This is a genomic window from Nocardia sp. NPDC050717 (assembly GCF_040654275.1).
GTDB lineage: Bacteria > Actinomycetota > Actinomycetes > Mycobacteriales > Mycobacteriaceae > Nocardia.
In genome coordinates this window covers 210,955-233,498 of record NZ_JBFAHR010000001.1, presented here as the reverse complement: position 1 = coordinate 233,498, position 22,544 = coordinate 210,955, and the positions used below count along the sequence as shown (strand labels likewise).

Below are 22,544 nucleotides of genomic sequence, written 5' to 3'. Positions count from 1 at the left end.
CCCGCCGCGGATTGCGGGGCGGTTAACCCGGTGTACGCCATCCAGTGTGCGCCGATCGCGCCATCGCCGCAGCTCAGGGCGCCCACGGACAACGTCACCCACCCGCGAGCAGCGCGGCCTGCGCCTGGGCCACCTCGGCACCGACGGATTCCTCGTCGACGGTCGTCAGCACCCCGTCACGCACCACTTCACGCCCGTTCACCAGCAGCGCGGCCAGTGGCGGCGCCGAGCCGAGGATCAGGGCGACCACCGGGTCGTCGATTCCGGCGTGCGCGGGGGTGTCGAGCCGCCACAGGGCGAGGTCGGCCAGCTTGCCCGGCTCGATCGAGCCGATCTCGGACTCCCGGCCGAGGACCCGCGCGCCGCCCATGGTGGCCAGCTCCAGCGCGGTCCGCACGGTCATCGCGCGCGGCCCGCCGGCGGCCCTGGCGTAGAGCAGGGCGTTGCGCGGCTCCTCGATCATCGAACTGGACTCGTTGCTCGCGGCGCCGTCGACGCCGAGGCCGACCGGCACCCCGGCCGCCACCAGGTCCGCGGTCCGCGCGATTCCGGCGCCCAGCCTGCCGTTCGAGGTCGGGCAGTGCGCGACGCCGGTCCCGGTGCGGGCCATGGCGGCGATCGCGGGATCGTCGAGGTGCACGGCGTGGGCGAACCAGACGTCGTCGCCCAGCCAGCCCAGCCGCTCCATGTACTCCGCGGGAGTGCAGCCGAACTTGTCCTGGCAGAACTCCGCCTCGTCGACGGTCTCGGCCAGATGGGTGTGCAGCCGCACCCCCGCCGACCTGGCGAGCGCCGCGGATTCGCGCATCAGATCGCCGGTCACCGAGAACGGCGAGCACGGCGCGAGGGCGATCCGCACCATCGCGTCGAACGAGGGATCGTGCCACTGCTCGATCGCGGCGGCGCTCGCGGCGAGGATGTCGTCGATCGACTCGACCACCTCGTCGGGCGGCAGCCCACCCTGGCTCTGGCCCAGATCCATCGATCCGCGCGCCGGATGGAACCGCAGCCCCACCGTCGCCGCCGCGCCGATCTCGGCGGCCAGCAGGTCGCCGCCACCGCGCGGAAAGACGTAGTGATGATCCGACGAGGTCGTGCAGCCGGTGCGGGCCAGCGAGACCAGCGCCCCGGTCGCTGCCACCCGCACCGACTTCTCGTCGATCCGCGCCCACACCGGGTACAGCTTCCGCAACCACTCGAACAGCGTGTTGTCCGCGGCGAGCCCCCGGGTGATCCACTGATAGAGGTGGTGGTGGGTGTTCACCAGGCCCGGCGTGAGCAGACAGCCGCGTCCGTCGATCCGCCGAACCCCCGGCCCGAAGTCGGGCGCCCTGCCCGCGCCGAGCGCGTCGATCCTGTTGCCCCGCACCGAGACCCAGCCGGTGCGGTGTTCGGTTCCCGCACCGTCGACGGTCACGACCGCGCACCCGTCGATCACCAGATCCGGCGCGCTCACGGCAGCCATGCCAGTCCCGCCTCCGGCGCGTCCGCGCGCTGCAGCGTCGCGTGGATGGAACCGTAGGGGCGATCGGCCGCCCAGAACACCTCACCGGCGTTCTCCACCCCGAATCTGGCCAGGTCGTAGTCGAAATGATGCTTGTTCGGCGCCGTCAGCCGGATCTCAGCGAGCATCGGGAAGCGTTCCAGCACAGCGGTTCCCATGGCATACAGGGTCTGCTGCAATGCCTTGGAATAGGTGGTGGCGAACAGCTCGAGCAAGGTGGCCTCGATGCCGGCGTACACCGCGTCCCAGTCGACGCCGGCGATCTCGGCGAAGCGCCACCGCACGTCGAGTTCCGTCGCCAGCACGCGATCGCGCGTCGGCGCGAGCGTCGTGTAGCCGTCGGTGAGGAAGTCGGCGAATTCGGAACCGGTGGACTTGAGGACGACGAGATCCTTGATCCCGCCGAGCACCCAGGTCCGCCGATCCGCCCCCGCCCCCGCCACGGTCACCGCGGCCGTGCGTACCTCGGGACCCTGCCGTTTCCACGTGTGGTCGTGCTCGGAGCCGTTGATCGAGACCCGCTGCCAGCCGAACGACTCCACGTCGATACGCGCGCTCGACACCGGCTCGACGGTGTCGACGAAATGGGCGGCCAGCGCGATCGCGTACTCCTCGACGGTGTCGAGCCCCGGCTGCTTCGCGAACGCGAACGCCGTGTTCTTCTGCGTATCGGTGGGCAGCACGTGACGCTGATCACCCTCGGTATAGGCCGCCGCGAAATCCCCACGCAGCGTGGTGGAGACATTCACATCACGGATCTCGTGCCGCGCGCTCTCCTTGTGGAAGCGCACGACCCGGTTCTCGGCCTTGCCATAGCGATTGTCGGTCAACACGATCGGGCCACTCAATGCCATCGGTGTCCTCAGCTTCCTCGGTAGGTGGAATAGGCGAACGGCGACAACAGCAGCGGCACATGCAGATGCGGCTGCGCACCCACCGTGAACGTCACGCAGATTTCGGGATAGAAGGTCTCCACACCCTGGGCGGCGAAATAGCCGCCGGTGTCGAAGAACAGGCGGTAGTCACCGGGATTCAGGCCCGCGGCGAGTTCTTTCACCCGGCCGTCGGCGTCGGTGAGCGCCTCGGTGAGCCGCTGGTCGCCGCGCGTGAGCCAGACGGCGACGCCGGCGGCGGGCACACCGCGCACCGCGTCGAGGACGTGCGTGCTCAGGCTGGTCACGATGTCACCAGCCGGGTGAGCCGCAGACGGTTGATCTTCGCCAGTTCGGTACGCATGACCTGCCTCTCGGTCGTCGGATCGTTGTCCAGCCGCGCGCGCAGGACGGCGAGCAACTCCTCGCCGGTTCGCCCCGCCGCGCAGACCAGGTACAGATGGCCGAACTTCGCCTCGTAGGCGCGATTGCCCTCGGCCAGCGCGGCAAACACCGCGGCGCCGGAAACCCCGGACTGCTCGCGCGCCGATGCCGCCGAGGTCGGCCGGTCCCCGATCCGGGGGTGCCCGGCCAGCGCCTCGTCGATCTCGGCCTCGGCGAGCGCCGCCAGCGCCGCGTCGGCGGCGACCAGCAGGGCGTCCGCACTCGCGTAGGGACGCGCGGCGGCGACCGCCCGCGCCCAGCGTGGCGCCGAGCAACAGGAAAGCAATGCCGCCTCCGCGGCCTCGGCGGGCAGCTCGTTGAAACCCGCGAGCCCGATCGCTTCGCTCGTCATCGATCCAGCATCGCCCCATCTCGGGGGCCCCGCCAGCGTGTGTGGTCGGTCACGTCGGCGTGTCGTCGCCCTCGCGCTCCCCGGCCGTAATCGACCGGCAACATGGGCTGATTAGCGTCGCGAACATGTCCCCGCGCACACCACCGCCCGCGCGTGCCTCGTGCACGGGCATCGTGCTGGCGGCGGGCGCTGGGACACGGTTCGGCAAACCCAAGGCACTCGCCGCGGACGGCGCCTGGCTGCGGGCGGCCGTCACCGCCCTGCGCGACGGCGGATGCGACCCGGTGATCGCGCTGCTCGGCGCGACGGGCCCCGATCCCGCGACGGTGGCGCTGCCGCCGGGCACGCGGTGGCGCTGGGTCGCCGACTGGGCGACGGGCCTGTCCGCGACGGTGCGCGAAGGGCTGCGCGCGGCCGCCGAGGCGGACACCCGCTATGTGGCGTTCCTGCCCGTCGACGTTCCCGATATCGGCGCCGAGGTCGTCATCCGCGTGCTCGACGCGGCCGTCACGAGCGAGAGCGGACTGGCACGTGCTGTGTTTCTCGACACACCTGGGCACCCCGTTGTGATCGAGAACAAGCACTGGAAAGCGGTTTTCGCTGTTGTCGGTGGGGATTCAGGTGCCGGTTCCTATTTGGGCAGCAGACAGGATATGGTGTGCGTCACGTGCGCCGACTTGGCGACAGGGACCGATCGCGATTTCCCGGAAGACGGCGCACGGTGATCGGAGTTTGAGATATGCGCGATATCGTTGATGACCTTCTGCGAGTGTGGCATTCGGGCCGTACCGGCGGCCTCGCCACCGTGGTCCGTACCATCGGCACGAACGCGCTGCCGATCGGGTCGGGGATGCTGGTCACCCCCAACGGCGGAGTCTTCGGCTCGATCGCGTCGGGGCGTCTCGAGGAGACCGTGTACGCGGCCGCCATGGAGGCCGCGCAAACCGGGATCCGGCAACTACGTCGCTACAGCCTGATCACCGGAATGGAATCGGGATCCGACGAAGGCGAACTCGTCGATATCTTCGTCGAGCCGTTCTCCTGCCGCGATTTCCCCGAATTCCCGGCCATCGCCGCCGATATCCAGGCCCATCGCCGGGTCACCGTATTCACGGTCGTGTGGAATCAGGACCCGGATGTGATCGGTCAGCATCTGGTCACCGATCGCAAGCACGCCACCGAACTCGTCGCCCTGCCCGAATCCGATCTCTTCGTCGCCTCCTACTGCCCGCCGCCGCGGCTGATCATCTTCGGCGCGAACGCCTACGCCGCCACCCTCGCCGCGCAGGCCAGGATGATCGGCTACCGCGTCAGCATCTGCGATTCGCGGCCCGAGTTCGCCGACCCGGGCTCGTTCCCCGGCGCCGAGGTCGTCGTCGACTGGCCGCACCGCTACCTCAACACCCTCTCGGCCGCCGGCGAGATCGACAGCAGCACCGGCATCGTGGTGCTGGCCAACGAGCCGCGCTTCGAGATCCCGCTGCTCACCGTCGCCCTGCGGTTGCCGGAACTGGGCTACCTTGCCGCGCTCGGCTCCCCCGCCGACCAGGCCCGTCGCCTCGACGACCTGCGCGCCGGCGGCTTCGACGAGCCGACCCTGGCCCGCCTGCACGTGCCTGCGGGCCTCGAGTCCGGCCCGCGCACGCCCGCCGAGACCGCGGTCTTCGTCACCGCCGACTTCCTGGCCTGGCGGGCGGGCCTGCGCCTGGCCGCCCGCCGCGACTTCGGGGCCGCGACGGTCGGCATGGCCATCTAGCCGCTGATCAAGCCGGGGTTCTCGGCATAGACCTCGCGCAGGATCGACAGGTCGAACAGCTGCTCGGCGGTGATGTCGATCTTCGCGGTGCGCAGCGCGGCGATGTTCTGCTCGATCAGCGCGTCGCTCATCGACAGCAGCCCGTTGGCCCCGGTCTCGGCCGAGACCACCAGTCCGTTCTGCGCGATCGCCTCCTCGGTCTGCTCGGCGACTTCGAGGCCCTGGTCCTTGCCGTACACCTCGACGGCGAGCCGCGCCGACTCGGCCGGATCGGCGACCGCGTCTCGCCATCCCTTGATCTCGGCGACCAGGAAGGCCTTGAGCTTGTCGCGCTCGTTGTCGATGGTCGACTGGGTGACGGTCAGCGTCTCGGCGACCAGCGGCAGCCCGAAATCGGCGAACAGGAAGTGCCTGTTCGCGAAACCCTTGGCGGCCAGTGTGATCGGCTCGTTGGTGACATAGCTGACCCAGCCGTCGACCTCGCCGTTGGCCAGCGGGGTCGGGTCGTACTGGGCGGGCACGACGGTCACCTCGCCGGGGGCCATGCCGTTGGCGGTGAGCAGGGCGTTGAAGATCAGCTGATTGGTGTCCTGCACCCCGATCCTGCGGCCCTTCATCTCCGCCGGTGAGGTGATCGGTTTCCCGGCCGAGGAGACGATGGCGAAGGGATTCTTCTGGAAGGTGGCGCCGACGATCTTGGCGGGCAGGCCCTCCAGGATCGCGGGCGCGGTGGTCTGCGGTGCCGACAGCCCGATCCACACCTTTCCGGTGTCGAGACCGGCCTCCACCGAGGTACTCGCCGCGCCACCCGCGATGAGATCCACGGAGCCGAATCCCGCGTCCCGGAAATATCCGCGGGAATCCGCGAAGTACTCACCCGCGAATTCGATGTTCTTCAGCCAGGACAACTGCACCGCGACCCGGCCGTATTTCGAGCCGTCCGCGCTGGAACCGTTCGCGGAACTCCCCGAACCACTGCCGCAGGCGGCGAGCAGCCCGGCCCCGCCGAGCGCGGCGCCGGTCAGCGCGGAATATCGGAGAAAGGAACGGCGGTCGATACTGTTCATGCGCTGACGGTAGATACGCCGCGTTTCGTTCTCTTTGCCGTGACGTTCCGCGACTATTCAGTTGCCGCGAATCCGGTGAGCACCAGTTTCTCGATCACCCCGACCAGCGCGTACAGCAGCACCGACACCGCGGTGACGACCACGATCGATGCCCACAGCCGGTTGTACTGGAACAGCGGGATCGCCCGCACCAGGCTGGCGCCCAATCCGGTTCCGCTGCCGAGCCATTCACCGAGCAGGGCGCCGATCAGCGCGCCGGGCACCGAGATGCGGGCGGCGGTGAACACCGCGGGCAGCGCGGCCGGGATCGCGACCAGCCGCAACGCGGTCCAGCGCGTGCCGCCGTAGACGGCCACCACTTCCGTTGCCTGACTCGGCGCTTCCCGCAGGCCGGTCATCACGATCACCAGGGCGGGGAAGAAGACGACGATCGCGGTCAGCACGGTCACGCCCGCCGTGCCCCGGCCGAACACCAGCACCACGATGGGGCTCAGCGCCACCAGCGGAACCGAACGCAGTAACAATGCCACCGGCATGAAGGTCTGGCGCACAGTCGAATACAACACGAAGACCATCGCGACCACGAGCGCGCCGAGCATGCCGACGGTGAAGCCGGCCGCGGCGTCGCGCAGGGTGATCGTCAGATCGTCGAATATCTCCTGCCGCGCGGCGGGCGCTGCGGGCGCGGTCACCAGGTACCGCCAGACGTCCGACGGGGTCTTGCCGACCCTGGGCCCGATCTGCGGGAAGGCCCGCAGGAACAGGGCCCAGATGCCGACCAGCAGAGCCAGCGAGATGGCAAGCGGCAGGAGGAATCCGCCGATGCGGCGCAGCGCGGTCATCGCGTCTCCTTCGCGGTCCACGGGGTGAGCACGCGCGCGGCGAGCGCCACCAGCAGATAGCCGAGCCCGGCCAGCGCGGCCGCGGCCAGCGCCATGCCCCAGGTGCGCGGCACGTTGTAGGAGGTCTGGGCCGCGGTCAGTGCCACCCCGATCCCGCTGTCGACACCACCGAGGTACTCGCCGATGATCGCGCCGAGTACCGCCGACGGCGCGGCGATCTTCAAGGCGGCGAAGGTGTTCGGCAGTGCCGCAATGGCCCGCACCCGGTACAGCTGCTGCCAGCGCCCGCCGCCGTAGACCCGGATCAGGTCCAGGCTCGTCGGGTCCGCCGAGCGCAGGCCCGCGACCGCACCGACCATGGTGGTGAAGAAGCAGTACATGGCAGCCAGGAACACCGTCGGCGTCCGGCCGCCGAACACCACCAGGATGATCGGGCCGAGCGCCACCAGCGGAGTGCAGTAGCTGAGGATCGCCAGCTGGGTCGCCAGCGGCTCGATCCGGGGAACGAGCATGATCAGCGCCGCGAGCGCGAGCGCCACGCCATTGCCCCACAGGAATCCCTGGAGCGCACCCGCCGCCGTCACCTCGACATTCGGGCCGTAGAGCGCCCAACCGTCCGACCACATGGTCGACAGCACCAGCCAGGGCGACGGGATCGTGCCACCCGCCACCCCGGCCGCGGCCAGCGCCCACCACAGTGCCACCAGCGTCACGATTCCGAGCGCACCCGACATCCGCGCGCCCGGCGCCCGCAGGGCACCGCGCGGCGCTGCGGCCATCGAGCTCGGCCTGCGCAGGACCGCCTGCTGACTACTCATGACCACGGCTCCGACCCGAGCTCGCTCATGCCGCCACGCCCCGGCCGAACAGCAGCTCCGACAGGTAGTCGCAGTATTTGTGGAATTCCGGGGTCCGCATCAGCTCGGGCGTGCGCGGGCGCGGCAGATCGATCTCCACCAGTTCGACCACCCGGCCCGGCCGCGGGCTCATCACCGCGACGACATCGGAGAGGAACACCGCCTCGCTGATGCCATGGGTCACCATCAGCGTGGTGGCGGGCTTCTCGGTCCAGATCCGCAGCAGCTCCAGGTTGAGGCGCTGACGGGTCATGTCGTCGAGCGCGCCGAACGGTTCGTCGAGTAGCAGCACCGACGGCTGTACCACCAGCGCCCGCGCGATCGACACCCGCTGCCGCATGCCACCGGACAGCTGCGCGGGCTTGGCCTTCTCGAACCCCTCGAGGCCGACGAGCGCGATGAGTTCAGCGATCCGGTCCGGCGCGGCGGGCAGCCCGGCCACCTGCAGCGGCAGCCGGATGTTCGACTCGACGCTGCGCCACGGCAGCAGCGCCGAATCCTGGAAGGCGATGCCGAGCTGATGACCGCTGCGCATCTGCTCCGGCGTCTGCCCGTTGATCGTCGCGGTCCCCGAGGTCGGCGTCTCCAGTCCGGCCAGAATCCGCAGCACCGTCGATTTGCCGCAGCCAGACGGTCCGAGCAGCGACAGGAACGTCCCGGCACCGGTACTCAGGTCGACCGAACCGAGCGCCTCGACGGTGCCGCGGCCGACCCGGAAGGACTTGCTCAACCCGCTGATCGCGATCCCGGCCACCGCGCCGCCGGGGATTCCCTTAGCCATGCTCGTCACCATAAGAGCGGCTGGTTGCGGCGGCATTTCCGAAATCGGAGGCTGTATTGCGCCGTCGTTAAGTGCTCGAGGTCACCCCCAATTTCGAGTCGGTAACGAATCGGGACCGCGAGAGGACATAGAGTGTCGACAGGATCTGACAGCTCCGCGCCGCGAGCACGCTCGTGCCGCGGGAGGAAAACAACTCGATGACGGGGCCGACAGGGCCCGTGGACTGGAACCGACTGTTCGATGAAGCTCTCTGCACTACGTACCGTGGCCGCCCTGCGAACCACCGCCGTGGCTCTGACCGCCGCGATGTCCGTGGCGGTGATCGCCGGTGGCGGCGCCGCCTCGGCCGAACCCGAGAAGTCCTCGTCGGTGACATCGGTCGTCAAGGACGGACGCACCTGGCATCTGAAGGTGTACTCGGCGGCGATGAAGAAGGACATCACGATCGACGTGCAGCGTCCGGTCGACGAGTCCAAGCCTGCACCGAACTTCTACATGCTCAACGGCCTGGACGCGGGCGAAGGCTCCGCCAGCTGGGCCGCGCAGACCAACGCGCTCGGCTTCCTCGCCGACAAGCAGGTCAATGTCATCCAGCCGATCGGTGGTCGCGGTAGCTACTACACCGACTGGAAGCAGGAGGACCCGCGCCTCGGCCTGAACAAGTGGACCACCTTCTTCACCCAGGAGCTGCCGCCGCTGCTCGACGCCACCCTCGGCTCGACCGGCCTGAACTCGCTGGCCGGCCTGTCCACCTCCGGCACCTCGGTGCTGCAGCTGGCCGAGGCCAAGCCGGGCCTGTTCAAGTCCGTCGCCGCCTACTCCGGTTGCGCGCAGATCGCCGACCCGATGGGCAAGCAGGCCGTGAAGTTCTCGGTCGAGACCTGGGCGGGCGGCAAGACCGCCAACATGTACGGTGCCGACAACGACCCGGCGTGGGTCGAGAACGACCCGGTCATCAACGCGGAGAAGCTGCGCGGCACCAACCTCTACATCTCCAGCGGTAGCGGTATGCCCACCAACGCCGACGTGGCCTACTACCTCAACGGCTCGCCCGGCCCGATGGGCGTGGTCAACCTCGGTCTCGGTGTCGGCATCGAGGCCGCGACCAACGCGTGCAGCCAGAACCTGAAGGCCAAGCTGGACTCGCTGGGCATCCCCGCGACCTACCAGTTCACCCCGATGGGCACCCACTACTGGCCGTACTGGGAGCAGGCCCTGCACGAGTCCTGGCCGCTGCTGGCCCAGGGCATGGGTATCTGATCCCCACCTGAACCCGAAAACGGGAGGCATCCGAATGGATGCCTCCCGTTTTTCGTCGGCTCAACCCGGCAGTGCGCTCGGCCGGACCGAGAGCCCGGACCGGATGAAATAGGCGATCTCGTCACAGATCTCATCGACCGAAATCGCGTCGCCGGGCACGGTGGCGTGCACCATCTCCTGCGCCAGCGAATTCACCGCGCCGATCAGCGCGAGCGTGAACAGATGCACGCTGCGCGATTCGGCTTCGCCGCGTTCGGCGGCGCGCTGCGCTTCCCTGGTGAGAAGTCCGGACACCGAGCGACGTTGCGCGCGCCGCCATTCCTCGACAGCCGGACTCACCCCGACCACCTCGACATAGAACACGCGGGCGGCACGGCGATCACGGCAGGTCACCGCGAGAAACGCGCGGAAACTCTCCACCACGCGCACCACCAGCGGCTCCTCGCTGGTGCGGGCCAGCGCCTCGTCGACACGGCGCAGCGCGGCGGTGTTCAACCGGTCGACCAGGGCGATCAGCAGCGCCTCGCGGCTGCCGACGTCCTCGTAGAAACTGCGGGTGGACACATTCGCCGTCGCGCACAAGCGCTCGATCGACGTCGCCGAATAACCCTGGGTACCGAATAGTTCCAGCGCGGCGTCGGTCAAACGATTACGCCGCAGCGCCACGCGCTGCTGCCGCGATAATCCACCATAATTTCGACCACTATCGGTTTCTTGCGCACGCCGAACCACCCGTGCATGCTAGCGCGCGAACGCGGCACAGCCCGGGGAATCGAAAACTGTTAAAGCTCACTGTCATCGAGCGGTTCGGCCAATGGCCAGCCGCCCGCGGCCAGATGCGACGCCACCCGCGCGACATCGGCGGGCGCCGGTTGCTCCTTCGCGAAATCCGCGATGGCCGCTTCGATCTCGGCCTCGCTGATCGCTTCCCGCTCCGGATTGGCCTCGATCAGCCTGGCGCCGATCGCGCGCACCTCGTACTCGGTGAGATGGCGGTGCAGCACCGCGTACAGGGCGACGTAGTCGGACTGCGGAATGCCCTGCGGATATCCCGCGCGCAGCCAGCCGAGCACGCGCGCGAGCAGATTGCGGCGAACGGCCGGAGTGGGTGACGGATCGGTCATCGGTTCCTCGCTCATGATTGGCCGAACAGCTGGATGCCGAACTGATGGGCGATGAATGCCTTGGCGGTGAACAGGATTCCGGTGATCACCACCACGATGATGAGAATCAGGCACAGCAGCGCGCCGGTGAGCGCCGGATAATTCCGGCGCACGCGGCCGTCGGCGTCGACCGTTTCCGCCTTGGCCCACCAGCGCACCGCGAGGGCGAACACGGCGGGCACCCCGGCGCCGAAGACGAGGGCGGCCAGCACCACTTCCCACAGTGAACTCAGATTCGTGATCACGGATTGCACGATCGCTCCCTTCTAGCCGGCGTGGTTCGGTTCGGACGCGGTCCGCGGCGCGTCGCCGGGCCACTCGTTCACATTGTGGGTCCCCACCGGGTCACGCCGGGACCACAGGTAGATGCCGAGCGCACCGGTGATCAGGATCGCGAACACCACCAGCACGCCGGGCAGGCCGCCGATGAAGTGGGCGATGGCCCAGCAGATCGCGCCGACGATGCCCGCCATCGGCAGGGTCAGCAGCCAGGCGACGGCCATCCGGCCCATCACATTCCAGCGCACCTCGGCGCCCTTGCCGAGGCCGGTGCCCAGGATCGAGCCGGTGGCGGTCTGGGTGGTCGACAGCGGCAGCCCGAAGTGCGCCGAGGTGAGGATGATCGCGGCCGAGGTCGATTCGGCGGCCATGCCCTGCGGCGACTCGATCTCGACCAGCCCCTTGCCCATCGTCCGGATGATCCGCCAGCCGCCGAGATAGGTGCCCAGCGCGATCGCGACCGCGCAGACCGCCATCACCCACAGCGGCATGTGGTCGTCCTTGTCGAGCGAGCCGTGGGCGACCAGCGCGAGGAATATGACGCCCATCGTCTTCTGCGCGTCGTTGGTGCCGTGCGCGAGCGAGACCAGCGAGGCCGAACCGATCTGACCCCAGCGGAAGCCCTGGGTCGACTTGTCGGTGTCGACGCCACGGGTGATGCGGTAGACGAGAAAAGTGGCAACGGCCGCGACGCCCGCCGCGATCACCGGGGCCAGCAGCGCGGGCAGCACGATCTTGACCAGCACGCCGCCCGAATCCGAGGACCAGACCACGCCGCTCCAGCCGAGCGCGGCGATCGTCGAGCCGATGATGCCGCCGAACAGGGCGTGCGAGGAACTCGACGGCAGTCCGAGCAACCAGGTGAGCAGATTCCACAGAATGCCGCCGACCAGTCCGGCGAACACGATCACCAGCAGGTCGTGGCCGGTCACTTCGTCCAATTTCACGATGCCCTTGGCGACCGTCGCCGCCACCGCCACCGACAGGAACGCGCCGATCAGGTTCAGCACGCCCGACAGCGCCACCGCCACCCGCGGCCGCAGCGCACCGGTGGCGATGGAGGTCGCCATGGCGTTGGCCGCGTCGTGGAAGCCGTTGGTGAAGTCGAAGACGAGAGCTGTGATGATGACGATCAACAGGACCATTAGTTCGGCGCTCACCCGAACAGTGTGTCGTATGCCGGTCCCGGTTCAGCCGAGAGCCCGGACCGTGGCGATGGTGTCGGCCTGCTGCGGCTCCTTGTCCGGGCGATATCGCACGACCCGCGCGAATCGCAGGGCGACGCCGCCGGGATATCGCGTACTCGTCTGCACCCCGTCGAGCGCGATCTCGACGACGAGTTCCGGGCGCAGGAATACCGCGTGCCCGTCGGTGCCGGTTTGATAGCGCGGGAATTCCGCGGTCTGCCAGCGCAGCAATTCGTCGGTGAGGCCCTTGAACGTCTTGCCGACCATCACCGGTTCGCCGGTCTCCTCGTCGCGCGCGGCCAGGTGCAGATTCGACAGGAAGCCGGTGCGGCGGCCGTATCCCCATTCGGCGCCGATCACGAGCAGGTCGAGGGTGTGCGCGGGTTTGATCTTCTGCCAGGATTTGCCGCGCCTGCCCGCGGCGTACGGCGCGTCGAGCGATTTGATCATCACGCCCTCGTTGCCGACGGCGAGCGCGTCGTCGTAGTACTCGGCGGCGGCCTCCGCGTCGGGGGCGATGAGCGCGGGGATGGCGTGTTCGCCCGCCACCAGCTCCAGGGCGGTGCGCCGCGCGTGCAGTGGTTCGTCGAGCAGGTCGCGGCCGTCCAGGTGCAGGCAGTCGAAGAAGTACGGGTGCAGCAGCAGTTCGGTGGTGTCGGCGACGGTGGCGAAACGGCTCATCGTCTCCTGGAACGGGCGCGGCCTGCCCGCGTCGGTGAGGGCGAGGGTCTCACCGTCGAGCACCACGCTGGTACATGCGAGCCCGCGCACGAGTTGCACCAGCTCGGGCACACCCGCGGTGATGTCGCGCAGGGTCCTGGTGAAGATCCACACCTGCTCGCCCTGTCGGTGCACCTGGATGCGGGCGCCGTCGAGTTTGTGTTCCACGCTCACCCGCGAGCCGAGTTCGGCCAGTGCCTCGTCGAGCGAGCCGCCCGGCGAGGCCAGCATCGGCGCGACGGGCCTGCCCACCTCGAGCCGGAACGCGCGCAGCGCCGCCTCGCCGCCGGTGATCGCGGCGACGGCGGTCGCGGGCAGCTGGCCCGAGAGCATGTGCGCGCGGCGCACCACCTCGACAGGGATGCCGGTGGCTTGCGCGAGTGCTTCGACGACGATCGCGGTCAGCGCGCCCTGGCGGAGTTCGCCGGTGAGCAGGCGTAACAGGAAGGATTGTTCGTCGGCGGTGGCGGCGGTGAACAGCTCGGTCAGCAGTGCGCGCCTGCGCAGGGTGGAGCCGGTGCCGCTGAGCCCGGTGAGCTGCGTGAAGACGGCATCGACTGCCTCGACGGTGAGGCTCGCCGCCGCGCTGGGCGGGGTGTCGAGGCCGGTGACCGTGCGCCACCCGGCCCCGATCCGGCCCTGCGTCAGTTCGCCGGAGAGCCAGGCCACCACCGTCGCGATCTCCGCGGGCCCGGCGGACGCGAGCAGCTCGGCCAGCGCGGCGATCTTCGCCTTGCGTGACCTGGTCGCGCGCACGGCCGCCGAGACCGCGACCACTTCGCTGAACAGCACCCGCTGACGGTAGCGCGCCGGTGTGACACATCGCTCACCCCACGCTGTTAAGGTTCCGTTGGCAAGTCTGCGAAAGCGGCCATAAGCTGGACACATGGCCAAGACCTATGTCGGTGCGCGGCTGCGCCAGCTGCGAACCGAGCGCGGTCTGAGCCAGGTCGCCCTGGCCCAGAAACTGGAGATCTCGGCCAGCTACCTCAACCAGATCGAGCACGATGTGCGGCCGCTGACGGTGCCCGTGCTCAAGCGGATCAACGAGGTCTTCGGCGTCGACCCCGCCTTCTTCTCCGCCCAGGACGACACCCGGCTCATCGCCGAGCTGCAGGAGGTCGTCATGGACGCCGAGCTCGGCATCGAGGCCGACACCCAGGAGATCGCCGACATGGTCTCGGCGCATCCGAGCATGGCGCGCGCGCTGGTCGCCATGCACAACCGGTACCGCAACACCAGCGCCCAGCTGGCCGCCGCCACCGAGGACCGCTTCTCCGACGGTTCCGGCAGCGCCGCGATCTCCAAGCCGCACGAGGAGGTGCGCGACTACTTCTATCAGCGGCAGAACTACATCCACGAACTCGACACCGCGGCCGAGGAACTCACCGCGCGCATCCGTTTCCACGGCGGCGAGGTGAGCACCGAGATCGTGCGGCTGCTGCGCTCGCACGACGTGCGGATCGTCGAGCGGATCGACCTCGGCGAGGGCGTGCTGCACCACTACGATCCCGAGTCCAAGCAGCTCGAGATCTCGCCCCACCTCTCCGGTGGGCAGCGCACGTTCAAGCTGGCCGCCGAGCTCGCCTATCTGGAATGCGGGCCGCTGCTCGAAAAGCTGGTCGAGGAGGGCAATTTCGCCTCCGAGGCGGCCCGCAAGCTCGCCATGCTCGGCCTGGCCAACTACTTCGCGGCGGCGACGGTGTTGCCCTACAACCACTTCCACGAGGTGGCCGAGGACTTCCGCTACGACATCGAGCGGCTGTCCGCGTTCTTCTCACAGAGCTACGAGACGATCTGCCATCGCCTCTCGACCCTGCAGCGGCCGAGCCTGCGCGGGGTGCCGTTCTCGTTCGTGCGTGTCGATCGCGCGGGCAACATGTCGAAACGCCAGTCCGCCACCGGTTTCCACTTCTCCGCCAGCGGCGGCACCTGCCCGCTGTGGAACGTCTACGAGACCTTCGCCTACCCCGGCAAGATCATGACCCAGATCGCGCAGATGCCCGACGGCCGCAAATACCTCTGGGTGGCGCGCACGGTCGAACGCCGCGCCACCCGCTACGGCCAGCCCAGCAAGACCTTCGCCATCGGGCTCGGCTGCGAACTGCGCCACGCGGGCCGCGTCGTCTACGCCGACGGCATCGACCTCGGCGAGGCCTCGGCCACCCCCATCGGCGCCGGCTGCCGCGTCTGCGTCCGCTCCAACTGCCCCCAGCGCGCCTTCCCCCCGCTCGGCAAGGCCCTCGACATCAGCGAACACCGCAGCTCGGTCTCCCCCTACCTGATCAAGTAGGCCGTCAGAAGGCTTCCTCCGGGATGGACATGATGTCGTTGTCGAGGGTGGCGAGGATGGTTTTGGTGGCCGACAGTTCGGGGAGGACGTTCTTGGCGAAGAAGGTGGCTGCGGCTACTTTGCCCTGGTAGAAGGGGCGGTCCTTGGGGGAGGCTTCGGCGGTGAGGGCCGCGGCGGCGACGTCGGCCTGGACGAGCAGGCGCCAGGCGATGAGCAGATCGCCCATCGCCATGAGGAAGCGCACCGAGCCGAGGCCCACCTTGTAGAGCTCGGTCGGGTCGGTCTGGCCCGCCATGGCGTAGCCGGTGAGGGTGGCGGCCATCGCCTGGACGTCGGACTGGGCGGTGCGCAGCAGGGCGCGTTCGGTGGCGAAGCGGCCCGAGTCGTTGTCCAGGTACGCGGTGATCTGCGCGTTGACGTGCGCCAGCGCCGTTCCGCGATCACGAATGATCTTGCGGAAGAAGAAGTCCTGGGCCTGGATCGCGGTGGTGCCCTCGTAGAGCGAGTCGATCTTGGCGTCGCGGATGTACTGCTCGATCGGATAGTCCTGCAGATACCCGGAGCCGCCGAAAGTTTGCAGCGACTCGGTGAGCAGCTGGTAGGCCCGCTCGGAACCGACGCCCTTGACGATCGGCAGCAGCAGATCGTCGACGCGGTGCGCCAGCTCCGCGTCGGCGCCGGACACGAGCTGCGCCACGTCGGCGTTCTGATGCGCGGCGGTATACAGATACACCGCGCGCAGCCCCTCGGCGTAGGCCTTCTGCATGGCCAGCGAGCGGCGCACATCGGGGTGATGGGTGATGGTCACCCGGGGCGCGGCCTTGTCGGCCATCTGGGTCAGATCCGCGCCCTGCACCCGCGTCTTGGCGTATTCGAGCGCGTTCAGGTACCCGGTGGAGAGCGTCCCCGACGACTTCACGCCGACGGTCATGCGCGCGTTCTCGATCACCTTGAACATCTGCGCGATGCCGTTGTGCACGTCACCGACCAGCCAGCCCTTGGCGGGGACCGAGGTGCCGCCGAAGGTGAGCTCGCAGGTCGGCGAGGACTTGATGCCCATCTTGTGCTCGAGCCCGGTGACGTATACGCCGTTGCGGTCGCCGAGCTCCATCGTCTCGGGATCGAAGAGGAACTTGGGCACGTAGAACAGCGACAGCCCCTTGGTGCCGGGACCGGCCCCTTCCGGCCTGGCCAGCACGAGATGGAAGACGTTCTCGGCCACCTCGCCCACGTCACCACCGGAGATGAACCGCTTCACGCCCTCGATGTGCCACGACCCGTCCGGCTGCGGCACGGCCTTGGTGCGGCCCGCGCCGACGTCGGAACCCGCGTCGGGCTCGGTGAGCACCATGGTCCCCTGCCAGCCACGCTCGAAACCGCCGCGCGCCCAGCGCTTCTGCTCCTCGGTGCCGACCTCGTAGAGGACCGAGCCCATCAGCGGGCCCATGTTGAAGAAGCTGGCCGAGGGGTTGGCGCAGATGACGAGTTCGTTGAGCGCCCACATCAGCACGTTCGGCGCGGGGGTGCCGTCCATGCCCTCGGGCATGCCGAGCCGGTACCAGCCCGCCTCGTGCACCGCGGCCACCGTCTTGCGCAGCGGCTCCGGCACCGAGATGTCGAAGGTGTCGGGGCGATAGACCACCGGCTCGCGATCGGCGGCGGCGAAGGACTCCGCGATGGGTCCCTCGGCCAGCCGCTTCACCTCGTCGAGAATCTGCCGCACGGTGTCGGAATCGAGGTCGCCGTAGGCGCCGGTGTCGAGGAGCTTGTCCAGGCTCAGTACCTCGAAGAGATTGAACTCGATGTCACGCACGTTCGCCTTGTAGTGCCCCACTGGGCTCCTCCTCGACTGACCATCCGCGGCCCGAGCGCCGCGAGATTCGGCTGTTCGACGTCGTACGAATTCGAAGCGTGCCGCACCGCGGTCTCCCTACGCAAGCGTAGGCGCGCGGACGGGCGGACCCGGCGCTGAGCAATTGTTCACACGGGCGAAACAGACGAAACGGGCACGTGACCGAGAGATATTCCGGTGCAACATGTTCCCTCTACTGTTCCGCTCACGAATACAGCCGCTGTATACAACCCGGTGTACACGGGCGCAGCGGTGGTGTTCGTTGTGGCGCGCATGGCGCCGCCGTAACACCTGATGAGGAGAACCGTCCCATGTCTGATTCCCGTGTGGTCAAGGCGCTCGTCGCGCCCGCCGCGGTGGCCCTCGCCGGCCTGTTGCTCACCGGTTGCGGTGCCCGTGACGACGCGTCGTCCGGCTCGACCGCCGCGTCCTGCCTCGACACCTCCAAGGACACCATCAAGGTCGGTTCGCTGCACTCGTTCTCCGGCACCATGGCCATTTCCGAAGTGACCGTGGCCAATTCGACCAAGCTGGCGATCGACCAGATCAACGCCGCCGGCGGGGTGCTCGGCAAGAAGATCGAGATCATCAAGGAGGACGGCGCTTCCGATCCGAAGACCTTCGCCGAGAAGGCGGAGAAGCTGATCAGCTCCGACTGTGTGGCCGCGGTGTTCGGCGGCTGGACCTCGTCGAGCCGCAAGGCGATGAAGCCCAAGTTCGAGAGCCTGAACTCGCTGCTCTACTACCCGGTGCAGTACGAGGGCCTCGAGGACTCGAAGAACATCTTCTACACCGGCGCCACCACCAACCAGCAGATCGTGCCCGCGCTGGACTACCTGAAGCAGAAGGGGATCACCTCCCTCTACCTGGTCGGCTCGGACTACGTGTTCCCGCAGACCGCGAACCGCGAGATCAAGGCCTACGCCGCGGCCAACGGCATCGAGATCAAGGGCGAGGACTACACCCCGCTCGGCTCCACCGACTTCTCCACCATCATCAACAAGGTCCGTACCGCCAAGGCGGGGGCGGTGTTCAACACCCTCAACGGCGACTCGAACGTGGCCTTCTTCCGCGAATACACCAACGCGGGCCTGAAAGCCACTGAGATGCCGGTGGTCTCGGTGTCGATCGCCGAGGAGGAGGTCGCAGGCATCGGCGCGCAGAACATCGCGGGCCAGCTGACCGCCTGGAACTACTACCAGACCGTCGACTCCCCCGCGAACAAGAAGTTCGTGGCCGACTACAAGGCCGCCTTCGGCGCCGACAAGCCGACCTCGGACCCGATGGAGGCCGCTTACGCCTCGGTCTACCTGTGGAAGAACACCGTCGAGAAGGCCAAGTCGTTCGCGGTGGCCGACGTGCAGGCCGCGGCCGACGGCGTCAGCTTCGACGCGCCGGAGGGCACCGTCACCATCGACGGCAGCAACCACCACATCACCAAGACCGCCCGCATCGGTGAGATCCGTCCGGACGGCCTGATCTACACGGTCTGGGATTCCGGCAAGGCGATCACCCCCGACCCGTACCTGAAGTCCTACGACTGGGCCAAGGGCTTGAAGTAGCTGTCGCGTGGCCGCGACGTGTTCGCGGCCCCCAAGGCTCACCGCCGACCGGTCGATACCCGCGCCAGAGCGCATCGTCTCGGCCGGTCGGCGGCGAGCCGGCCGCGAACGGGCCGCCACCAGGCCGGCCGTTCGTGGTCACCGATCGCAGGGAACTCATATGGATGTACTCATCGGCCAGCTCTTCACCGGGTTGAGCCTCGGATCAATTCTTCTGCTCGCCGCGCTCGGCCTGGCGCTGACGTTCGGTCAGATGGGCGTCATCAACATGGCGCACGGCGAGTTCATCATGGCCGGTTGCTACACCACCTACGTTGTGCAGCAGGTCTTCTCGTCGGCGGGCGTCTCGCTGGTCGTCTCGCTGCTTCTCGGCTTCCTGATCGGCGGCCTGCTCGGCGCGGCCCTGGAGATGGGGCTGATCCGGTACATGTACGACCGGCCGCTGGACACGCTGCTGGTCACCTTCGGCGTCGGGCTGGTGCTGCAGCAGGCCGCGCGTGACATCTTCGGCGCGCCCGCCAAGAACGTGCTCGTGCCCGAATGGCTCAGTGGCGGAATCACCATCGCGGGCGCGGTGGTGCCCAAGACCCGCATCTTCATCCTGGTGCTGGCCGTGGTCGCGGTGACCGCGCTGGCCGCCGTGCTCAAGGCCACCCCGATGGGGCGGCGCATCCGGGCCGTCGTGCAGAACCGCGGCCTCGCCGAAACCTCCGGCATCTCTTCCCGATTCACCGACATCAGCACGTTCTTCATCGGCTCCGGACTCGCCGGCGTCGCCGGGGTGGCGCTGACGCTGATCGGCTCGACCAGCCCGACCATCGGCCAGAGCTACCTGATCGACGCGTTCCTGGTGGTCGTGATCGGCGGGCTCGGCCAGATCAAGGGCACGGTGATCGCGGCGTTCGCGCTCGGCCTGCTCAACTCGTTCATCGAATACTCCACCACCGCGTCCATCGCGAAGGTGATCGTGTTCGTGCTGATCGTCATCTTCCTGCAGGTCCGCCCGCAGGGCCTGTTCACCGTGCGGACGAGGAGTTTGGCATGAACGGTCAGCGGCCGGAGGCGGCAGCGCAGCGTAACCACGCAGGCCGCCCGGGCATGCCAGAAAGGACACTGTCATGACCGCACTCATGGAACGTCTGCGCGCCCATCCGCGGGCGACCCCGCTGGCCGGGTTCGCCGTGGCCGCGATCCTGCTGTTCGCCGTGGCGCCCACCGTACTCAGCGACTTCCGGCTCAACCTGCTCGCCAAGTTCCTGTGCTTCGCCATCGTGGCGGCCGGCATCGGATTGGCTTGGGGCCGTGGCGGAATGCTCACGCTCGGCCAGGGCGTGTTCTTCGGCATCGGCGCCTACATCATGGCCATGCACATGCAGCTCGCCGACGCTGCCCGCCTCGGCAACGACGTGCCCGAGTTCATGGAGATCTCGGGCATCAGCGAGCTGCCGACCTTCTGGCAGCCGTTCGGTTCGGCGCCGGTGGCCATTCTCGGCATCCTGGTGCTGCCCGGCCTGATCGCGGCGGTGCTCGGGTACGGCGTGTTCAAGCGCCGGGTGCGCGGCGCGTACTTCGCGATCCTGAGCCAGGCGCTGGCGGCCGCGCTGGCGATCCTGCTGACCGGTCAGCAGGCCATCGGCGGCTTCACCGGCCTGTCGGACTTCCGGTCGTTCTTCGGCTTCAAGCTGTCGGACCCGGCCAACCGGCAGATGCTGTTCTTCATCGCGGCGGGCACGCTGCTCGTGGTGGTGGCGCTGATCCGCCAGCTCAACAACAGCCGCTACGGCGAATTGCTGGTCGCGGTGCGGGACGCGGAGGAGCGGGTGCGTTTCCTCGGCTACGACCCGGCCAATATCAAGATCGTCGCGTATGTGGTGGCGGCGTTCCTGGCCGGCATCGCGGGGGCGCTGTTCACGCCGATCGTCGGGATCATCTCGCCCGCCGACATCGGCGTCGTCCCGTCGATCGCGTTCCTGATCGGTGTCGCGATCGGTGGACGGACCACGCTGCTCGGTCCGGTCCTCGGCGCGATCGGGGTCGCCTGGGCGCAGACCTCGCTGTCGGAGTCGTTCCCGTCGGGCTGGACCTACCTGCAGGGCGTGCTGTTCATCGTCGTCGTCGGCTTCATTCCGGCCGGGCTGGCCGGACTGTGGCCGCTGCTGAAGGGCTGGCTCGACGACCGGCGCAAGCAGGCGCCCCCGGCGCCGCCGGTGGAGCCGGTCGTCCTCGAGGAGAAGGTGGAAGCGCGATGACCCACGAACCCAAAGCGGGCGGCAACGCGGGCATGGACAGCGACTACCTCGAAATCCGTGGCCTCTCGGTCAGTTTCGACGGATTCAAGGCGGTCACCGAGGTCGATCTGACCGTGCTGCAGGGCGACCTGCGGTTCCTCATCGGTCCCAACGGCGCGGGCAAGACCACGCTCATCGACGCCATCACCGGCCTGGTCCCGGCCACCGGCTCGGCGCAGAAGTCGGGCACCGAGCTGATCGGGAAGAAGGTGCATCAGATCGCCCGCCTCGGCGTGGGCCGCACCTTCCAGACGGCGAGCGTGTTCGAGCAGCTCACCGTGCTGCAGAACCTCGATATCGCCGCCGGCGCCGGACGTTCGGCGCTGACCCTGCTGCGCAAGCGCAAGTCGGTGCTGCCCGCGATCGAAGAGGCGCTGGAGACAACGGGTCTCACCGCCCTGCGCGACAAGCCCGCCGGTGTGCTCGCGCACGGACAGAAGCAGTGGCTCGAGATCGGCATGCTGCTGGTGCAGAACGCCTCGGTGCTGCTGCTCGACGAGCCGGTCGCCGGCATGAGCGCCGAGGAGCGCGAGGAGACCGGAAACCTGTTGCGCCGCATCGGCGGTGACCGCGTGGTCGTGGTGGTGGAACACGACATGGACTTCATGCGTTCGTTCGCCACCTCGGTGACGGTCCTCGCGGGCGGCAAGGTGCTCAGCGAGGGCAGTGTCGAACAGGTGCAGGCCGATCCGAAGGTGCAGGAGGTCTACCTCGGCACCGCCGCGCTGGCCGAAGACACGACAGACAGGGAGTCGGCCGATGCTTGAACTACACGAGGTCCGGTCCGGCTACGGCCGCACCGAGGTGATCCACGGGCTGAGCATGACCGTGCCCGACGACAGCGTGGTCGCCATCATGGGCCACAACGGCGCGGGCAAGACCACCCTGCTGCGCACCGCGGTCGGCCTGCTGCCGACCAAGTCGGGCACGATCACCTTCGACGGCGACGACATCACCAAACTCGCCCCGTCACAACGGGTGAAGCGCGGTATCGCCTACGTGCCGCAGGGGCAGCAGAGCTTCCCGCAGCTGACCACCGCAGAGAACCTGCAGGTGGTCGCCGACGGACGCAAGCGCGGCAAGGCGCTGATCGAGGAATCGCTCACGCTCTTCCCCGCGCTGCGGGAGCTGCTGACCCGCAAGGCCGGGCTGCTCTCCGGCGGCCAGCGCCAACAGCTCGCGATCGCACGCGCCCTGATCACCGAGCCGAAACTGCTGATCCTGGACGAGCCGACCGAGGGCATCCAGCCCTCGGTGGTGGCCGAGATCGAGCGCACGATCATCGACCTCACCAAGCGCGGTGGACTCAGCGTGCTGCTGGTCGAGCAGCACATCGGCTTCGCGCTGCAGGCCGCCCAGCACTACTACGTGCTGCACTCCGGCCATCTCGGCTCGTCGGGCGAGGGCGGTGCAGGCGCGGAATCCGCGGTCCGCGCGGCGATGGCGATCTGAACGCGAGCCGACG

Annotated in this window: 23 protein-coding genes; 9 read left to right on the top strand and 14 right to left on the bottom strand. The window is 68.5% G+C overall.

The features are described 5' to 3' along the window. Window positions 1-94 precede the first annotated feature (94 nt). From AB0H56_RS01150 to uraD, 4 genes are read right to left on the bottom strand one after another with little or no spacing between them, the layout of a single operon-like run. On the bottom strand, window positions 95-1,465 hold the full coding sequence (locus tag AB0H56_RS01150) for an 8-oxoguanine deaminase (protein ID WP_357155993.1): 1,371 nt from the start codon (window positions 1,463-1,465) through the stop codon (window positions 95-97). Then, window positions 1,453-2,358, bottom strand: a complete 906-nt coding sequence (gene pucL, locus AB0H56_RS01145; RefSeq protein WP_357155992.1) for a factor-independent urate hydroxylase — start codon at window positions 2,356-2,358, stop codon at window positions 1,453-1,455. Before pucL ends, AB0H56_RS01150 begins: the two co-directional genes overlap by 13 nt. A gap of 8 nt (window positions 2,359-2,366) precedes the next feature. Next, on the bottom strand, window positions 2,367-2,684 hold the full coding sequence (uraH, locus tag AB0H56_RS01140; protein WP_357155991.1) for a hydroxyisourate hydrolase: 318 nt from the start codon (window positions 2,682-2,684) through the stop codon (window positions 2,367-2,369). Next, window positions 2,681-3,172 (bottom strand): 2-oxo-4-hydroxy-4-carboxy-5-ureidoimidazoline decarboxylase, encoded by a 492-nt coding sequence (gene uraD, locus AB0H56_RS01135; protein WP_357155990.1) that lies wholly within the window; start codon window positions 3,170-3,172, stop codon window positions 2,681-2,683. The genes uraH and uraD overlap by 4 nt, the downstream gene beginning before the upstream one ends. Window positions 3,173-3,297: 125 nt before the next feature. On the opposite strand from uraD, the gene AB0H56_RS01130 reads away from it, so the two are divergent. Both AB0H56_RS01130 and AB0H56_RS01125 read left to right on the top strand, forming a co-directional pair. Then, complete coding sequence (locus AB0H56_RS01130) at window positions 3,298-3,897, top strand: nucleotidyltransferase family protein (RefSeq protein WP_357157783.1); 600 nt, start codon at window positions 3,298-3,300, stop codon at window positions 3,895-3,897. 14 nt (window positions 3,898-3,911) lie between these two features. Next, the gene (locus tag AB0H56_RS01125) at window positions 3,912-4,928 is read left to right on the top strand and encodes an XdhC family protein (RefSeq protein WP_357155989.1); all 1,017 of its coding nucleotides are present in this window, start codon (window positions 3,912-3,914) and stop codon (window positions 4,926-4,928) included. Here AB0H56_RS01125 and AB0H56_RS01120 read toward each other — a convergent pair. The 4 genes from AB0H56_RS01120 to AB0H56_RS01105 all read right to left on the bottom strand — a co-directional run bounded on the left by AB0H56_RS01120 (window position 4,925) and on the right by AB0H56_RS01105 (window position 8,475). Then, entirely contained in the window at window positions 4,925-5,995 is a 1,071-nt protein-coding gene (locus AB0H56_RS01120; protein WP_357155988.1) for an ABC transporter substrate-binding protein, read from the bottom strand. The genes AB0H56_RS01125 and AB0H56_RS01120 overlap by 4 nt on opposite strands. Window positions 5,996-6,048: 53 nt before the next feature. Then, a complete protein-coding gene (locus AB0H56_RS01115; protein WP_357155987.1) occupies window positions 6,049-6,837 on the bottom strand; it encodes an ABC transporter permease subunit in 789 nt (262 codons plus the stop codon). Further along, on the bottom strand, window positions 6,834-7,616 hold the full coding sequence (locus AB0H56_RS01110) for an ABC transporter permease subunit (RefSeq protein WP_357157780.1): 783 nt from the start codon (window positions 7,614-7,616) through the stop codon (window positions 6,834-6,836). Before AB0H56_RS01110 ends, AB0H56_RS01115 begins: the two co-directional genes overlap by 4 nt. A 64-nt stretch (window positions 7,617-7,680) precedes the next feature. Further along, the gene (locus AB0H56_RS01105) at window positions 7,681-8,475 is read right to left on the bottom strand and encodes an ABC transporter ATP-binding protein (RefSeq protein WP_357155986.1); all 795 of its coding nucleotides are present in this window, start codon (window positions 8,473-8,475) and stop codon (window positions 7,681-7,683) included. A gap of 240 nt (window positions 8,476-8,715) precedes the next feature. On the opposite strand from AB0H56_RS01105, the gene AB0H56_RS01100 reads away from it, so the two are divergent. After that, a complete protein-coding gene (locus AB0H56_RS01100; RefSeq protein ID WP_233001019.1) occupies window positions 8,716-9,735 on the top strand; it encodes an alpha/beta hydrolase family protein in 1,020 nt (339 codons plus the stop codon). Window positions 9,736-9,795: 60 nt separating this feature from the next. Here AB0H56_RS01100 and AB0H56_RS01095 read toward each other — a convergent pair whose 3' ends face one another. The 5 genes from AB0H56_RS01095 to AB0H56_RS01075 form a co-directional block, all read right to left on the bottom strand. After that, window positions 9,796-10,401, bottom strand: coding sequence for a TetR/AcrR family transcriptional regulator (locus AB0H56_RS01095; protein ID WP_357155985.1), 606 nt, complete (start codon window positions 10,399-10,401; stop codon window positions 9,796-9,798). A gap of 116 nt (window positions 10,402-10,517) precedes the next feature. Continuing rightward, window positions 10,518-10,874, bottom strand: coding sequence for a DUF3349 domain-containing protein (locus AB0H56_RS01090; RefSeq protein WP_357155983.1), 357 nt, complete (start codon window positions 10,872-10,874; stop codon window positions 10,518-10,520). Beyond that, entirely contained in the window at window positions 10,871-11,152 is a 282-nt protein-coding gene (locus tag AB0H56_RS01085; RefSeq protein ID WP_357155982.1) for a hypothetical protein, read from the bottom strand. Before AB0H56_RS01085 ends, AB0H56_RS01090 begins: the two co-directional genes overlap by 4 nt. 12 nt (window positions 11,153-11,164) lie before the next feature. After that, window positions 11,165-12,337, bottom strand: a complete 1,173-nt coding sequence (locus tag AB0H56_RS01080; RefSeq protein WP_357155980.1) for an inorganic phosphate transporter — start codon at window positions 12,335-12,337, stop codon at window positions 11,165-11,167. 30 nt (window positions 12,338-12,367) lie between these two features. Next, on the bottom strand, window positions 12,368-13,876 hold the full coding sequence (locus AB0H56_RS01075; protein WP_357155979.1) for an ATP-dependent DNA ligase: 1,509 nt from the start codon (window positions 13,874-13,876) through the stop codon (window positions 12,368-12,370). Window positions 13,877-13,970: 94 nt separating this feature from the next. Here AB0H56_RS01075 and ramB point away from each other — a divergent pair, with 94 nt between their 5' ends. Further along, complete coding sequence (ramB, locus tag AB0H56_RS01070) at window positions 13,971-15,377, top strand: acetate metabolism transcriptional regulator RamB (RefSeq protein WP_110039109.1); 1,407 nt, start codon at window positions 13,971-13,973, stop codon at window positions 15,375-15,377. A gap of 4 nt (window positions 15,378-15,381) precedes the next feature. Here ramB and AB0H56_RS01065 read toward each other — a convergent pair whose 3' ends face one another. Continuing rightward, a complete protein-coding gene (locus AB0H56_RS01065; protein ID WP_357155977.1) occupies window positions 15,382-17,211 on the bottom strand; it encodes an acyl-CoA dehydrogenase in 1,830 nt (609 codons plus the stop codon). Window positions 17,212-17,540: 329 nt separating this feature from the next. On the opposite strand from AB0H56_RS01065, the gene urtA reads away from it, so the two are divergent. The 5 genes from urtA to urtE all read left to right on the top strand — a co-directional run bounded on the left by urtA (window position 17,541) and on the right by urtE (window position 22,531). Next, window positions 17,541-18,791 (top strand): urea ABC transporter substrate-binding protein, encoded by a 1,251-nt coding sequence (gene urtA, locus AB0H56_RS01060; RefSeq protein WP_357155976.1) that lies wholly within the window; start codon window positions 17,541-17,543, stop codon window positions 18,789-18,791. Between the two features lie 160 nt (window positions 18,792-18,951). Beyond that, window positions 18,952-19,836, top strand: coding sequence for an urea ABC transporter permease subunit UrtB (gene urtB, locus AB0H56_RS01055; protein ID WP_110039106.1), 885 nt, complete (start codon window positions 18,952-18,954; stop codon window positions 19,834-19,836). 73 nt (window positions 19,837-19,909) lie between these two features. After that, the gene (urtC, locus tag AB0H56_RS01050) at window positions 19,910-21,040 is read left to right on the top strand and encodes an urea ABC transporter permease subunit UrtC (protein ID WP_357155974.1); all 1,131 of its coding nucleotides are present in this window, start codon (window positions 19,910-19,912) and stop codon (window positions 21,038-21,040) included. Further along, the gene (gene urtD / locus AB0H56_RS01045; RefSeq protein ID WP_233001025.1) at window positions 21,037-21,846 is read left to right on the top strand and encodes an urea ABC transporter ATP-binding protein UrtD; all 810 of its coding nucleotides are present in this window, start codon (window positions 21,037-21,039) and stop codon (window positions 21,844-21,846) included. The genes urtC and urtD overlap by 4 nt, the downstream gene beginning before the upstream one ends. Next, the gene (urtE, locus tag AB0H56_RS01040; protein ID WP_357155973.1) at window positions 21,839-22,531 is read left to right on the top strand and encodes an urea ABC transporter ATP-binding subunit UrtE; all 693 of its coding nucleotides are present in this window, start codon (window positions 21,839-21,841) and stop codon (window positions 22,529-22,531) included. The genes urtD and urtE overlap by 8 nt, the downstream gene beginning before the upstream one ends. Window positions 22,532-22,544: the final 13 nt, after the last annotated feature.

Coding starts and splice junctions, on each gene's coding strand:
- AB0H56_RS01150 (WP_357155993.1), bottom strand. CDS start 1,465: ATGGCTGCCGTGAGCGCGCCGGATCTGGTGATCGACGGGTGCGCGGTC.
- pucL (WP_357155992.1), bottom strand. CDS start 2,358: ATGGCATTGAGTGGCCCGATCGTGTTGACCGACAATCGCTATGGCAAG.
- uraD (WP_357155990.1), bottom strand. CDS start 3,172: ATGACGAGCGAAGCGATCGGGCTCGCGGGTTTCAACGAGCTGCCCGCC.
- AB0H56_RS01130 (WP_357157783.1), top strand. CDS start 3,298: ATGTCCCCGCGCACACCACCGCCCGCGCGTGCCTCGTGCACGGGCATC.
- AB0H56_RS01125 (WP_357155989.1), top strand. CDS start 3,912: ATGCGCGATATCGTTGATGACCTTCTGCGAGTGTGGCATTCGGGCCGT.
- AB0H56_RS01120 (WP_357155988.1), bottom strand. CDS start 5,995: ATGAACAGTATCGACCGCCGTTCCTTTCTCCGATATTCCGCGCTGACC.
- AB0H56_RS01115 (WP_357155987.1), bottom strand. CDS start 6,837: ATGACCGCGCTGCGCCGCATCGGCGGATTCCTCCTGCCGCTTGCCATC.
- AB0H56_RS01110 (WP_357157780.1), bottom strand. CDS start 7,616: ATGGCCGCAGCGCCGCGCGGTGCCCTGCGGGCGCCGGGCGCGCGGATG.
- AB0H56_RS01105 (WP_357155986.1), bottom strand. CDS start 8,475: ATGGCTAAGGGAATCCCCGGCGGCGCGGTGGCCGGGATCGCGATCAGC.
- AB0H56_RS01100 (WP_233001019.1), top strand. CDS start 8,716: ATGAAGCTCTCTGCACTACGTACCGTGGCCGCCCTGCGAACCACCGCC.
- AB0H56_RS01090 (WP_357155983.1), bottom strand. CDS start 10,874: ATGAGCGAGGAACCGATGACCGATCCGTCACCCACTCCGGCCGTTCGC.
- ramB (WP_110039109.1), top strand. CDS start 13,971: ATGGCCAAGACCTATGTCGGTGCGCGGCTGCGCCAGCTGCGAACCGAG.
- urtA (WP_357155976.1), top strand. CDS start 17,541: ATGTCTGATTCCCGTGTGGTCAAGGCGCTCGTCGCGCCCGCCGCGGTG.
- urtB (WP_110039106.1), top strand. CDS start 18,952: ATGGATGTACTCATCGGCCAGCTCTTCACCGGGTTGAGCCTCGGATCA.
- urtC (WP_357155974.1), top strand. CDS start 19,910: ATGACCGCACTCATGGAACGTCTGCGCGCCCATCCGCGGGCGACCCCG.
- urtD (WP_233001025.1), top strand. CDS start 21,037: ATGACCCACGAACCCAAAGCGGGCGGCAACGCGGGCATGGACAGCGAC.
- urtE (WP_357155973.1), top strand. CDS start 21,839: ATGCTTGAACTACACGAGGTCCGGTCCGGCTACGGCCGCACCGAGGTG.